The organism is Frigoribacterium sp. CFBP 8754 (assembly GCF_014841815.1).
Classification (GTDB): Bacteria; Actinomycetota; Actinomycetes; order Actinomycetales; family Microbacteriaceae; genus Frigoribacterium; species Frigoribacterium endophyticum.
Map to the genome: position 1 here is coordinate 238930 of NZ_JACYUO010000003.1, position 13264 is coordinate 252193.

The 13264-nt window shown below is 76.7% G+C and carries 11 protein-coding genes; all 11 read right to left on the reverse strand.

All coding sequences use genetic code 11. The features are described 5' to 3' along the window. Positions 1 to 145: 145 nt before the first annotated feature. Positions 146 to 1363: a sensor histidine kinase gene (locus IFT72_RS11595; RefSeq protein WP_371741274.1), complete on the reverse strand. Its 1218-nt coding sequence runs from the start codon at positions 1361 to 1363 to the stop codon at positions 146 to 148. Then, a complete protein-coding gene (locus tag IFT72_RS11600; RefSeq protein ID WP_192046517.1) occupies positions 1360 to 2010 on the reverse strand; it encodes a response regulator transcription factor in 651 nt (216 codons plus the stop codon). The genes IFT72_RS11595 and IFT72_RS11600 overlap by 4 nt, the downstream gene beginning before the upstream one ends. A 115-nt stretch (positions 2011 to 2125) precedes the next feature. Next, a complete protein-coding gene (locus tag IFT72_RS11605) occupies positions 2126 to 3547 on the reverse strand; it encodes an esterase family protein (protein ID WP_192046518.1) in 1422 nt (473 codons plus the stop codon). Continuing rightward, on the reverse strand, positions 3544 to 5775 hold the full coding sequence (locus IFT72_RS16690) for a phosphatidylglycerol lysyltransferase domain-containing protein (RefSeq protein ID WP_192046519.1): 2232 nt from the start codon (positions 5773 to 5775) through the stop codon (positions 3544 to 3546). The genes IFT72_RS11605 and IFT72_RS16690 overlap by 4 nt, the downstream gene beginning before the upstream one ends. 135 nt (positions 5776 to 5910) lie before the next feature. Continuing rightward, positions 5911 to 6915, reverse strand: a complete 1005-nt coding sequence (locus tag IFT72_RS11615; protein WP_192046520.1) for an aldo/keto reductase family protein — start codon at positions 6913 to 6915, stop codon at positions 5911 to 5913. A gap of 332 nt (positions 6916 to 7247) precedes the next feature. Continuing rightward, positions 7248 to 7898 (reverse strand): NERD domain-containing protein, encoded by a 651-nt coding sequence (locus IFT72_RS11620; RefSeq protein ID WP_192046521.1) that lies wholly within the window; start codon positions 7896 to 7898, stop codon positions 7248 to 7250. A 310-nt stretch (positions 7899 to 8208) separates the two neighbouring features. Beyond that, positions 8209 to 8970, reverse strand: a complete 762-nt coding sequence (locus IFT72_RS11625; RefSeq protein WP_192046522.1) for a hypothetical protein — start codon at positions 8968 to 8970, stop codon at positions 8209 to 8211. Between the two features lie 234 nt (positions 8971 to 9204). Further along, positions 9205 to 9915, reverse strand: a complete 711-nt coding sequence (locus IFT72_RS16085; protein ID WP_192046523.1) for a response regulator — start codon at positions 9913 to 9915, stop codon at positions 9205 to 9207. After that, a complete protein-coding gene (locus IFT72_RS16090; RefSeq protein ID WP_192046524.1) occupies positions 9912 to 11279 on the reverse strand; it encodes a histidine kinase in 1368 nt (455 codons plus the stop codon). Before IFT72_RS16090 ends, IFT72_RS16085 begins: the two co-directional genes overlap by 4 nt. A 58-nt stretch (positions 11280 to 11337) precedes the next feature. Next, the gene (locus IFT72_RS11640; protein ID WP_185230856.1) at positions 11338 to 12147 is read right to left on the reverse strand and encodes an ABC transporter permease; all 810 of its coding nucleotides are present in this window, start codon (positions 12145 to 12147) and stop codon (positions 11338 to 11340) included. Next, positions 12144 to 13091, reverse strand: a complete 948-nt coding sequence (locus IFT72_RS11645; RefSeq protein ID WP_192046525.1) for an ABC transporter ATP-binding protein — start codon at positions 13089 to 13091, stop codon at positions 12144 to 12146. The genes IFT72_RS11640 and IFT72_RS11645 overlap by 4 nt, the downstream gene beginning before the upstream one ends. Positions 13092 to 13264: the final 173 nt, after the last annotated feature.

Sequence of the window (13264 nt, forward strand, 5' to 3'; positions counted from 1 at the left end):
GCCTCCGACACTCCCTCCGGGTGCATCGAGGTGACGCGCCCCGGGCCGTCGCGGCGCCCGAGGGCCCAGGAAGCGTCGCCTCGAGGCGAGCGGCGCGGGCGCGCGGCGCGCGGCGCGCGGCGCGCGGCGCGACGCCCGCGCGGCCTCACGCCGGGAAGCGCAGCGTCAGCCGGTGCGACCCGTCGTCGTGCGTCTCGCTCGTGACGGTCCCGCCGAGCAGCTCGGCGCGCTCGCCGAGACCGGTCAGCCCGTGGTGGGCGCTCGGCAGGTCGAGCAGCGGCAGCGTCGCCGCCCCCGCGTCGACGTGCAGCACGACCTGGCCCGCGTCGACGAGGCCGGTCACCGCGACCGCCGCGCCCGTGGAGTGCTTGCGGGCGTTCGTGAGCCCCTCCTGCACCGTGCGGTAGACGGCGCGCTGCTGCGACGGCGAGAGCGTGGCCGGCAGGTCGAGCCGGCAGGTGACGTCGATGCCGCTGTCGGCGACGAGCCGGTCGACGTCGGCGAGCGTCGGCTGCGGGGCGAGCTCGCGGCGGTGGCCGCCGGCGGCGCGCAGCACCTCCACCATCGAGCGCAGCTCGTCGAGGGTGGTGACGCTGAGGCCGCGGATCGTCCGGGCGACCTCGCGCGCCTGCTCGTCGGGCGACGCCATCTGCAGGGCCCCGGCCTGCACCGCGATCAGGCTCACCTGGTGCGACACGACGTCGTGCATCTCGCGGGCGAGCACCGCCCGCTCGCGCGCGAGCGCGACCTGGGCGGCCTGCCGACGCTCGAGCCCCTGCGCCTCGCGCAGCTCGACCAGCTGCGCCGCGAGCAGGCGCCGTGCGCGCAGGAACGCCCCGAGCAGCGCCGGCACCGCCGTGTAGAGCGCGGCGTAGACGACGGTCTCGGTGAGGAAGGTGAGGTAGTCCCAGGCGTCCATCGACACGAGGTACACGAGGGCGGCCGCGGCGACGCCGATCGTCGTCTCCCACCGCCGGGTGCGCTGCACGCCCAGGGTGAAGAGGGCGACCATCACGGGCAGGAAGGTGCCGCCCCACCAGAAGCCGGGCAGCGCCAGCACCAGGCTGACCCACGGCCAGCGTCGGCGCACGAGCAGGCCCGCGCAGGCGAGCACGCCGAGCGCGATCGTCCACGGGTCCGAGCCGTAGAGCACGAAGCCCGAGCCCGCCGCCGCGACCAGGCAGATCAGCACGTCGAGCGCCACCCGCTGCCAGCGACGCCGCAGGTGCAGGCCCGGCCCCGGGGGCTCCTCCGCGCCTCCCGCGCTCCGCCTCTCCGCGCCTCCCGGGCTCCGCTCGCCCGCGCCTCCCGGGGTCCGCTCCTCCGCGCCTCCCGGGCTCCGCTCCGCCGCGGGCGACGTCACGGCCGCGGCACCAGCCCCGCGCGGTCGGCGACGATGGCCGCCTCGACGCGCGAGCCGACGCCGAGGGCGGCGACGACCGAGCTGACCGTGTCCTTGACGGTGCCGAGGGTGAGCCCGCACTCCGTGCCGATCTCGGTGTTCGAGAGCCCGCGGGCCAGGGCGCGCAGCACGACGGTCTCGCGCTCGCTGAGCCGGGCGACGACCGCGACCTGCGCCTCGTCCTCGGCCGACCGGAACAGGCGCTCGCGCCGCAGCCCCGGCGCCAGCACGACCCCGCCCGCGGCGAGGGTGAGCACGTGCCGGGCCAGCTGCTCGGGGTCGGTGTCCTTGAGCAGGAACCCCGAGGCGCCCCGGTGCAGCGCCTCCAGCACCTGGTCGTCGGTGTCGAAGGTCGTCAGCATCGCCACGACCGGGGGCGCGGCGTCGTCCATCAGCTCGGAGAGGATCGTCAGCCCGTCGGGCTCGGGCATGCGGATGTCGAGCAGCACGACGTCGGGGGCGAGCTCGCGCACGGTCTCGACCGCGACGGGGCTGGCGACGGCCGCGAGCACCGTGATGCCGGGCGAGGCGCCGAGCACGAGGGCGATGCCCGAGCGCACCAGCCCCTCGTCGTCGACGACCACGACGGAGACGGGGGTGTCGGTCATCGGTGCGGGCCTCTCGGTCGGGTGCGCGGGCGCCGGGGCCCGCGCTGCGAGGCTAGCGCCGCCGAGGCCGCCCCCGGGGAGTCGCGGGCCGACCTCCCGGGCAGCTCCCGGCCGGTCACGAGCCGCCGTGGCTCGCCGCGGGCGTCGCCGTCGCTGCCGGGGTCGTGCTCGGGTCGGCCGGTGACAGCGCGCTCGCCGAGAGGCCCCAGCGCGGGTACAGGTCGCCGATGCCCACCGCGAAGCCCCGGGTCGCGGTCGTCCAGTCGTGCCCCGTGCCCGGCGAGACCCAGCGGGTGACGTGCATGCCCGCGGCCTCGGCGGCGGACGAGTTCGCCGCCATGGCCGCCCCGAAGGTCGGGTCGCCGCCCCCCACGGCGAAGAACGCGGCCGTGTCGGCGTAGGGCGCGTGCGCCGCCATGATCGCCTGCGGCTGGGCGGCGTCGTACGCCGCGCGGTCGCCCGCGAAGCCGTCGGCGACCGTCTGCTCGACCGAGCCGAGCGACGGCCCGACCTCGCCCGAGACGTCCACGATCGAGCCGAACAGGTCGGGCCGCGCCGACCCGAACTGGATCGAGCAGGTGCCGCCCTGCGAGAAGCCGCCGATCGCCCACGCGCGGGGGCCGGTGGCGACGCGGTAGTGCGAGGTCACGTAGTCGACCACGTCGGTCGTGACGTAGGTCGCGCTGTTGCCGAGGGCCCCGTCGACGCACATCGGGTTGTGGTCGTCGGCGCTCAGCTGGTCGGGCACCACCGCGATCGGCGCGAGCCCGTGGTCGGCCGCGGCGTACGCCTCCAGGGTCGTGACGAGGCCGCCCGCGGTGACCACCGCCTCCGGCGAGGCGGGCTGGCCCGACATCATCACCACGACGGGCAGGGGCGGCGGGTCGGCGACGAGCGCCGCCGGGGGCAGCCAGACGACGGCGTCGCGGGCGGGGAAGCCGGAGACCGTGCCGGGGATGTGGACGGTGCCGTAGCGCCCGTGGGCCGGCATGTCGGCGGGCGGGGTCCACGACGCGTACAGCTGCGGGTCGAGGGCGCCGGGTGCGGAGCCGGCTGCGCTCTCCGACCACGACAGCGGCGCGATCGTGCTCTCGCCGAGGGCCTCGGCGAGGGTCGGGTACGCGCCCGCGTCGCGGTTGATCGCGAGGGCCCCCGCCGTGACGAACACGACGACGCCGAGGCCGGCCACGACCCGCTTCGCCGCCGAGGTGCGGACGAGGGCCGCGACGGCCACCGCGACGGCCGCGAGCACGCCCGAGAACCAGGTGCGGTCGACCCAGGTCGGGGGCACCCCGGCGACGTCGAGGAGGTCGCCGAGCACCCACGAGGCGAGGGCGCCGAGCGCGGCGCCGACGACGGCCGCGAGCAGGACGCGCCGCCACCAGCGGCGGGGGGACGGGTCGGCCGCGGTGTCCGCTGCCCGACGCCCCCGTCGCGGCGGCCACGCCACGAGCACCGCCAGCACGAGCGCGACGCCGTAGACCACGGCGAGCAGCGGGGTCGACGTGAGGGGCAGGGTCAGGAGGTCCTCCTTCATCGGGCACCGCGCATCCGACGGTCCGCCGCCGTGCCGCGGGCGGCCCGCAGCGCGGCCACCACCTGTCGGGCCCGGAGGGTCGGCACGTAGGCCGTCGCCAGGGCACGGCCGACCGGCGCGAGGTCGGCCGGGCTCGGGCAGGCGAGCCAGAGGGTCTCGTGGGCGGGGTCGAACTTGTCCTTGAAGCGCCGCAGCGACGTGAAGCCGTACGAGGGCTCGAGCACCCGGCCGGTCGTGGCGAGCAGCCGTGCGACGAGCCGGTCGACCAGGGTCGTCGGCACCGTGCCGTCGGCGCTCGCCAGCGGGGTGCCCGAGAGACTCAGCGTCTCGAGCCCCTCGGCGCGGAAGGTCTGCGCGGCGGTCGCGATGAGGAACTCCACGACGCCGGGCATCGGGTCGTGCCCGCGGCGCATCACGTCGAGGGTGCGCCCGACGAGCCGCCCGTCACGCCACGAGGGCAGCCAGCTCGTCACCCCGTGCACGGCCCCGTCGGCGTCGACCGCGACGAGCAGCCGCACCTCCGGGTCGTCGAGCTCGCGGAGGCCGCCGAGGGTGAACCCCATCTCGGGCAGCGCCTTCGCGGCCACCCAGTCGTCGCTGAGCGCGTCGACCTGGCGGCGCAGCTCCTCGTCGAGGCCGCGGTAGGTGCTCCACACGGCGCGGACGCCGTCGCGGGCGGCGCGGTTGGTGGCGGTGCGGAGGTCCTGCCGCTTCTTGCCCGACGTGGTGAACGTCGCCAGCTCGACCACCGACTCCTCGGCGACCGGGGTCACGCTCCAGCCGAGCTCGGCGAAGACGTCGAGGTGGCGACCGTGCACGCTGTAGAACGCCGGCACGAGGCCGCGCGTCGAGCAGTGGCGGGCGAAGCCGCGGATGGTCTCGGCGGCGTCGTCGGGGGCGCTGATCGGGTCGGAGACCGTGAGGGCCACGCCGTGCGCGACCCGGTAGGCGACGGCGCCGCGGCCGTCGTCGGTGAACCAGTGGCCGTTGCCGGCCCAGGTCGCCATGAAGCCGAGCGAGCCCGCGTCGGAGCGGCGCAGCTGCGCGAGCACCCGGTCGCGGCCGGCGACGCGGAGGTCGGCGGCGGTGCGACGGTCGAAGGCGCGACGGCGGCGCAGCAGCACGATCGTCGCCGTGGCCGGGGCGACCCAGATCAGGAGGAGCAGCACCTGCCACTCGACCTCGCCCGAGCTGAGGCCCGACCAGGTGAACCAGTCGTCGGCGAGCGGGATCACGGTGAAGTACCAGGCCAGCAGGCCCGTCATCAGCACGAGGGCGCCGACGGCGACGACGAGCCCGAGGCGCCGGCCGCGCAGCAGGAGGCCGACGGCGAGGGCGAGCACGCCGACCGCGACGACCGTCACCTCGGGGCCCGCCAGCTCGGAGATCGGCGACAGCACGCCGACCGCGTCGCGGGCGACGGCGGCGATGGTCCAGCCGAGGGCGACGGTGCCGAGGGCGGTGGCGGCGACGGTGCGGGCGCGACGGCTCGGCTCGTCGTGCCAGGGGGCGTGCGCCGAGAGCGGCACGAGGGCGCGGCCGAGCGGCAGGCCGGCGAGCAGGGCGAGGGCCCGGGCGAGGTCGATCCCGTGCCCGCCGAAGAGCAGCCCCGCGAGGGCGACGGCGAGCACCGCGGCGCGCAGGCCCTGGCGGCGGGCCGGGGCGAGCCCGCGGCTGACGGCGACGAGCACGACGATGAGCGTGACGGACGGGCCCCAGACCCGGTCGCCGTCGGCGATCTGCGAGAACTCCTCGCCGACGGCGGAGCCGACCAGGAGCACGAGGGAGGCGGCGGCCGCGGCCCCGAGGGAGCCCACGACCGCGACGGTGCCGGTCCGCACCGCGCCGACCCGCGCCTCCGCCCAGGCCACCGTCACGAGCGCGACGGCTGCGGCGAGGGCGGGGCCGACGACGTGGCGGAGGTCGCCGTCGGCGTGCGCGACGGTGATCCAGGCGACCGCGGTGAGGAGGGCGAGGAGGGTGAGGGGGCGGGCGCGGAGGGCGGCGGCGGTGGTGCGGGCGGAGGCGGTGGCGGTGCGCGCGGCCGCGGTGGCGGTGCGCGCGGGCGCGGCGGCTGTGGTGGCTGTGGTGGCGCGCGTGCCCTCGGTGCCGGGGCCGCCGGGGCTGCCCGGTCGGGCGCTCGTGTTGGTGCTCTGGTTGGCGCTGGTGTCCGCCGGGTCGCCGTGGGGGCTGCCGGCGGGGGGCGGGGCGAGGGTCGTGTTCTCCACGGCCCCAGTCTCGGGCGGGGCCTCGAGCCGCGCGTCGGCCCCCGGGCGCGGCCCGCCCGCCGTCCGGCTGGCGCGGGTCCGCCGGACGGCTGGGCGAGGAGAGCCGGGCGGGTCGGGCCCGGCGCCCCCGGTCGGCTACGCCTCGCGGCCGGCCGGCATCTGGGTCCCGCGGGGGTCGGTCTCGGCGAGGCCCTCGAAGATCGACTCGATCTTCGCGAGCACGTCGGCCTCGAGCTTCACCCCCGACGCCTTCGCGTTCGACTCCACCTGCTCGGGGCGCGAGGCGCCGATGATGGCCGAGGCGACGTTCTCGTTCGAGAGCACCCAGGCGAGGGAGAGCTGCGCCTGCGTGAGCCCGAGCTCGTCCGCGACGGGCTTCAACTGGGCGACCGCGTCGAGCACGTCGTCGCGCATCCAGCGCTCGATCATCGACGCGCCGCCCTTCTGGTCGGTCGCGCGGCTGCCCTCGGGCAGGGCGGCGCCCTTCTCGTACTTGCCCGTGAGGACGCCCTGCGCGACGGGCGACCAGACGATCTGCGAGATGCCGAGCTCCTTCGAGGCCGGGACGACCTCCTCCTCGATGACCCGCCAGAGCAGCGAGTACTCGGGCTGGTTCGAGACGAGCTGGATCTTCAGCTCACGGGCGAGGGCGTGCGCCTCGCGCAGCTGCTCGGCGTTCCACTCAGAGACGCCGATGTAGAGCACCTTGCCCTGGTGCACCAGGTCGGCGAACGTCTCCATCGTCTCCTCGAGGGGAGTCTCGACGTCGTAGCGGTGGGCCTGGTAGAGGTCGACGTAGTCGGTCTGCAGGCGCTTCAGCGAGCCGTTGATCGACTCGGTGATGTGCTTCCGGCTGAGGCCGGTGTCGTTGTGGCCCTTGGGGCCGGTCGGGCCGTAGACCTTGGTGAAGATCTCGACCGACTCGCGGCGCTCGCCCGCCAGCGCCTCGCCGAGGACGACCTCGGCCTGGGTGTTCGCGTAGACGTCGGCCGTGTCGAAGGTCGAGATGCCGACGTCGAGGGACTTGCGGACGCAGGCGGTCGCCGTGTCGTTCTCGACCTGCGAGCCGTGGGTGAGCCAGTTGCCGAAGGTGAGCTCCGAGACCTTGAGGCCTGAGTTGCCGAGGTACCTGAATTCCATGGGGTGTGCTCCTTGTCGGGCGCGCTCCGGTGCGCGCCGCCGTGCACGGTAGTCCGCGCTGGGCGCGCGGCGCGGGCGCGGCGCGGGCGCGGCGCGGGCGCGGCGCGGGCGCGGCCTGCGCCGACACCCCGTTCTCGCCCCGGAACCCCGCCGCGGCGGGGTTCGCGTGCGACGACGGGGTGTCTCGCGTCGGGCGCGGCGCGGGGCGGCGCGGGGCGCGGCCGCCGGGTGACGCACCACGTCTTCGCCGGGGAACCACGCCGCGGCGTGGTTCGGGTGCGAGGACGTGGTTCCTCGGTGCCGCGGGCGGGCGGGCGCGGCTGCCAGCGCGGTCAGGCCGGGCGGAACCGTGCGGCGAGCTCGTCGGCGACGCCGTCGACGTCGACGCCTCGGTGTGGTGCTCGCTCCACGAGCCGCACCAGGCGCCTAGGCCAGCACACGGCGACGCCCCGCACCGTGAAATCGCCGCCGACGAGGGGCCAGTCGGCCTCGACGAAGCAGAGGACGCCTCGCAGCGGCACACCCGGCAGGGCCTCGGCGACCCGGGCGAGCTGCCCCTGCACACCGTCGACGAGCCGCGTCTGATCACGGCCCCGCACGAGGAGCTTCTCGACCCGGGGTCGCAGGACGCCGCCCTCGACCTTCAGCTCGGGCCGGCCCGTGTACCTCTTGGCGTCGATCACCCACACGCCGGACCGCGCGACCACGAGGTGGTCGATGTTCGCCCGCGAGCGGGGGATGCGCCGGTCGTGGAGGACACGGACGTCAGGGCTCGCGAGGGAGTCCAGGCGACGGCCCACCGCCTCCTCGCCGACGGCGCCCGTAGCCCACGCGGCGGTGCTCTGCCGCTCGGGCGTCAGCGCGACCGCCAGGCCGCCGAGGCGGCCCCACTGGTCATGGGTCCGCTGCTCGTCGGCTGCTCGTCGTCGTTCGTGCTCACGTCGGGCTGACGCCCCGGCACGGGCTGCCCCTGCATCGTCCACGGGACCATCTGGCCATGTCGTCGAGGGGAGCGGCCATCCCCACTTCGGGCCGGGTCCGCCTCTCGCTGAGCGGCACGGTCGGGTAAGGCCGCTCCACTCCGGAGTGGATCAGCGATCCGGGAGCACACCGTCCAGCCGTCGTGGGTCGGTTCGGCCACGCGGGCGGGGGCCGCCGGGTGACGCACCACGTCTTCGCCGGGGAACCACGCCGCGGCGTGGTTCGGGTGCGAGGACGTGGTTCCTCGGCACAGCGAGCGGGCGAGCGGGCGGGCGAGCGGGCGGGCGAGCGGGCGGGCGCGCGGGACGCGGCTCAGGCGTCCTCGTCGAGGATGCGGGTGAGCTCGGGGGCGAGCGCCGCCGCCCAGAGCTGGTGCACCCGCGACCACGAGTAGAGCTCGTCGCCCAGGCGCGCGTCGCCGACGTCGGGGTCGGGGAAGGGCACGAACACGCAGTCGCCGCGGTCGCGGACGAGCCTCACGCTCGCCTCGTTCAGGCGCTGCACCTGGTGCCGGATGCGCTCGCGGCCCCACCGCGGCGTCTGGCGGAAGCGGTCCATCGGCGGGATGCCGCCGACGATCACGGGGCTGAGCACGGTGCCGGTGCGACGGGCCCGGTCGAGCAGCACGTCGAGGCCCGAGGTCCAGTCGCGCACCGACGTCATCAGCAGCACGTCGCTGAAGCCCAGCGCCACCACCGTCGCGTCGACGTCGGCCGACTCCGCGGCGCACCGTGCCGCGGCCTCGCCGACCGTCAGCACCCCGCCGCCGCCGTCGACCCAGGCGAAGGGCCGCCCGCGGGCCGCCGACACCGTCGCGGCCAGGCGGCTCAAGGTCGTGAGGGCCTCGTCGACGACGCCGAACCGGGGGGAGGCGGTGCTCCCGACCCAGGCGACGCGGTCCGCCGAGACGTCGGTGACGACGTCTGTCGTGGGGTCGGGCGCAGCCGGGAAAGTCCCAGCCCGGATCGCCCGTCGGAACTGCTCGAGCTGCAGCCGGAGCACGGGCCGCGCCGCCGACCAGAAGAGCTCGGAGGCGCCGCGCCGAGGGGGCGGGGTGGTGGTCGACCGCGTCATCAGGGCCTCCGTGTCGTCGCGGGCGCTGCCCGGTCGGGTTCGGGCCCCCGCCGTCGGGCCCCCGTGGCCGGGAGCGCCTGCGCCTCGAACCTAGCGGCGACCGGCGGCCCGGCGGGGCTCCGGAGGGGCACAGCGCGCAGATCGGACAGGCCGAGCGACGGGAGCCGGGTGGCCAGCGACGAGCCCCGAGCCCCGAGCCCCGAGCCCTGAGCGACGAACGACGCCCGACGCCCGTCACTCCGCCCGGGGCAGCCAGCCGCGCTCGAGGGCGAGCGTCACCGCGCGCGTCCGGTCGGCGACCCCCAGCTTCTCGAACACGTGGAGGAGGTGCGTCTTGACCGTCGCCTCCCCGATGAAGAGGCGACGGCCGATCTCGGGGTTCGAGCAGCCGGCCGCGACGAGGTCGAGCACCTGCGTCTCGCGGGCGGTGAGGGGGCTCGCGGCGGCGTCGGCGACCGGGGCGGGCGTCCGGGCCCGGGTGACGAGCAGCGCCGCCATCGACGGCGCGAGGGCGACCTGCCCGGCGACCACGGCACGGAGTCCCGCGAGCAGCTCCGCCTCGGGCGCCGCCTTCAGCAGGTAGCCGCTGGCGCCGGCCTCGATCGCGGAGAGGATGGAGTCGTCGGTCTCGTAGGTCGTCAGCACGACGACACGGGCCCGCGGCCGGTCGAGCAGCACCTGGCGGGTGGCGGCGACCCCGTCGACGCCGGGCATGCGCAGGTCCATGACGACGAGGTCGGGGGCGAGCTCCGCCGAGAGCCGCACGGCCTCGGCGCCGTCGGCCGCCTGGCCCACGACCGCGAAGTCGTCGGCCCCCGCGAGCAGGGCGACGATGCCCTGTCGCACGATCGGGTGGTCGTCGACGACGAGCGTCCGGGTGGCGGGGCGGGCGTCGGGGGCGGTCTCGGGCGCTGCGCCCGCGCCTCCGCCCGGTGCCGCGCTCACGCCGCCACCACCGCGAGCGGCAGCCGGGCCGTCAGGGTCGTGCCGCCCGCGCCGCTCTGCAGGTCGAGCGAGCCGCCGGCGAGGGCGAGGCGCTCGGCCAGCCCCTCCAGCCCGAACCCGTCGCGGGCGAGGGCCGGGTCGAAGCCCGTTCCGACGTCGACGACCGTCAGCACCGCGTCGTCGCCGTCGCGCCGCAGCACGACGCGAGCGGTCGCGGAGCCGCTGTGCCGACGCACGTTCGACAGCGCCTCCTGGGCACAGCGCACCACGACGACCTCGTGCTCGCGGGCCAGGGCCCCGGCGGCTCCGGCGGCGAGCTCGACCCGCACGTCGACGTCGATGCCCGTCTCGCGGGCGAAGCGCGCCCCGAGCCGCTGCAGCGTCGTGCCGAGGTCGGTCGCGGCGGGGCCGGGGGAGGCGGTGGCCGCGACCAGCGCACGGGTCTCGGTCAGCGCCTCCCGGGCTGCCTCCTCGACCACGTCGAGCCGTTCGCCGGCCGTCGTCAGGTCGCCGGCGACGAGCGCGCTGCGCGCCTGCTGCGCGAGCAGCACCACGCCCGTGAGGCTCTGCGCCACGGTGTCGTGCAGGTCGCGCGAGAGCCGTTCGCGCTCGGCGCTCGTGCCGACGTCGCGGGCGCGGGCCGCCAGCTCGCCCTGGGCGTCCTCGAGCTCGGCGAGCAGCCGGGCCCGCTCGGCGCCGGCGTGGGCGATGCTCGTGATCCAGAGGCCGAGCGCGATGCTGAAGGCGAGCGAGAGCACCTCGCTGGTGGCGGCGGTGCGGACGGTCTCGGCCGTCGGGCCGAGGGCGAGCACGAAGCCGGCCGTCACGGCGGCGACCAGGGCGACGTTGCCGGCGATCGCGCTCCGCACCGACGGCAGCAGCGCCCAGAGCACGGGCATGAGGAAGGCCTGCGCCGTGGCGAGCTGGGGGGAGGCGGCGGTCAGGGCCCCGGCGACGAGCACGACGAGCGCGGCGGCGACGAGGGCCCGCGGGCCCGGACGGTCGGGGCGCGCCGGGTGCCCGGGGCGGGCGGGGCCCCCGGAGCCCCGCGGGCCGCGATCGGCCGCCCGCGCCGCGAGCACGGGGCGCACCGCGCCGATCCACACGCCGACGAAGGCGCCGAGGGCCGGGCCGGCCGTGCCCGGCACGCGCGAGACGTCCTCCGACACGAGGGCGAGCACGGCCAGGGCGACGAGCGTCAGCCCGGCCCCGGCGTCCCAGCCGCGGAGGGCACCGCCCCGCAGGGCGCCGCTCCGCAGGGCGCCGCCCCGCACCGGCGAGCCCGCGGGCGTCACGGCGGTCGACCCGGCGGGCGCCCCCGCGGGCGCCCCCGTCGGGGTCGTGTCGCCGGTATCGTCGTTCACGCGCCCCCCCTCGGGTCGGTCGGGTCGGCGGGCCCGGCGTGGTCGGCCGGGTCGGTCGTCAGTCATCCTGCCGGATCCAGCGGAAGGTCACGAGCGTGACCACGAGCCCGACCACCAGCCAGACGCCGAGCCACAGCACCACCGACGGCAGGTCCCAGCTGCCCGAGGGCTCCGCCGCCGCGAACTCCGGCGGCAGGAAGACGCTGCGGGCGCCCTGCGCCAGCCAGCGCAGCGGGAAGGCCGAGGCCACCGACTGCAGCCAGCCGGGCAGCTGCGAGAAGGGCAGGTAGACGCCCGAGACGAACTGCAGCACGACGGTGATGGGCACGATCACGGCGGTCGCGCTGCGACCGGAGCGGGGGAGGCGCGAGAGGGCGACGCCGAGCAGCGACGTCGTGGCCAGCCCGAGCAGCCAGATGCCGGCGAACCGGGCCCAGGTGCCCGGGTCGGTCGGCAGGTCGACGCCGAACGCCAGCGCGGCGACCGCGAGCAGCAGGGCCAGCTGGAGCGCACCGGTGACGAGCACCTGCCCGATCTTGCCGAGGAACCACGACGCGACCGGCAGCGGCGTGCTCGCCAGCCGCTTCATCGTGCCGTCGGCGCGTTCGCCCGCGATGTCGACGGCGAGCGACTGGACGCCGATCAGCAGCACGCCCGAGGCGATCATGCCGGGCAGGTAGTAGGTCGCGGCGTTCACGACCGAGCCGTCGGGCGCCTCGCCGAAGTCGGACAGCTCGCTGAACGCCGTCGAGAAGACGAGCAGCATGATCACCGGGAAGGCGAAGGTGAACAGGACGGTGTCGCCGGCCCGGAAAAAGGTGCGCACCTCGGTGCGGGCACGGTCGAGGCCCAGCGTCAGGACGGTCATCGCGCCTCCTCCGTGACGATCGGGGCAGTGCCGGCGGTGCCGGCGGTGCCGGCGCGGTCGGGGGCGGGTGCAGCCGTCGCGCCCGCCGCGTCGACCGGATCGGGCTCGGCGACGAGCCCGAGGTAGACGTCCTCCAGGGTCGGCCGCACGACCTCGAGCCCGGCTGGCTCGCCGCCGTCGGCCACCAGGCGCGCGACCAGCGCGGCGGGCTCCGCCGTCGTCACGTCGTGCGCGCGCCCGTCGGGGCCCGTCCAGCGCACGTGCGGCGTGCGTGCCTCCGGCCCGCCCAGCGTGTCGGGCGTGCCCTCGGCGACCACGCGGCCGGCCGCGACCACGACGACCCGGTCGCTGAGCTGCGCCGCCTCGTCGAGGTAGTGGGTGGTGAGCACGATGCTCGTGCCCGTGTCGGAGAGCGACCGGACCACGCCCCAGAAGGCCCTCCGCGCCTCCGGGTCGAAGCCCGTGGTCGGCTCGTCGAGGAACAGCACCTCGGGCCGGCCCACGATGCCGAGCGCGACGTCGACGCGTCGACGCTGACCGCCCGAGAGGCTCCGGAGGCGCTGGCCGGCCTGGGCGGTCAGGCCCACCGCCGCGATCACCTCGTCGGCGTCGCGGGGCGCGGGGTAGGCGAGGGCGGTGCTGCGGACGATCTCGCGCACCGTCGAGCTGCCGTCGCCGCCGCTGGACTGCAGCACGACGCCGACGCGGGCACGCCAGGAGCGGTCGGCCCGGGTGGGGTCGACCCCGAGCACGGCGACCTCGCCCCCGGTGCGGCGACGGTGCCCCTCGAGGATCTCGACGGTGGTCGACTTGCCGGCGCCGTTCGGGCCGAGCACGGCGACGGTCTCGCCGGCCCGCACGTCGAACGAGAGGCCGTGCAGCACGGGCCGGTCGCCGTACGACTTGGTGAGGCCGCGCACGCGCACGGCGGGTCGTGTGGTCATGCCCCCAGCCTCGCCGGGCGCCGACCCGGTCGGCACGACCGGTCGGAGGACGGTGCATCCACCGACCGGTGGACGCCCTGGGGAGGGACGGTTCCCGGCCGGATCCTGCTCGTGTCCGGGAGCTGACGCCGCCGATCACTCTCGGAAGCGAGAGCTGACGACCCCGATCTCTC

Coding starts and splice junctions, on each gene's coding strand:
- IFT72_RS11605 (WP_192046518.1), bottom strand. CDS start 3,547: ATGAAGGAGGACCTCCTGACCCTGCCCCTCACGTCGACCCCGCTGCTC.
- IFT72_RS11615 (WP_192046520.1), bottom strand. CDS start 6,915: ATGGAATTCAGGTACCTCGGCAACTCAGGCCTCAAGGTCTCGGAGCTC.
- IFT72_RS11645 (WP_192046525.1), bottom strand. CDS start 13,091: ATGACCACACGACCCGCCGTGCGCGTGCGCGGCCTCACCAAGTCGTAC.
- IFT72_RS11640 (WP_185230856.1), bottom strand. CDS start 12,147: ATGACCGTCCTGACGCTGGGCCTCGACCGTGCCCGCACCGAGGTGCGC.
- IFT72_RS11600 (WP_192046517.1), bottom strand. CDS start 2,010: ATGACCGACACCCCCGTCTCCGTCGTGGTCGTCGACGACGAGGGGCTG.
- IFT72_RS11625 (WP_192046522.1), bottom strand. CDS start 8,970: ATGACGCGGTCGACCACCACCCCGCCCCCTCGGCGCGGCGCCTCCGAG.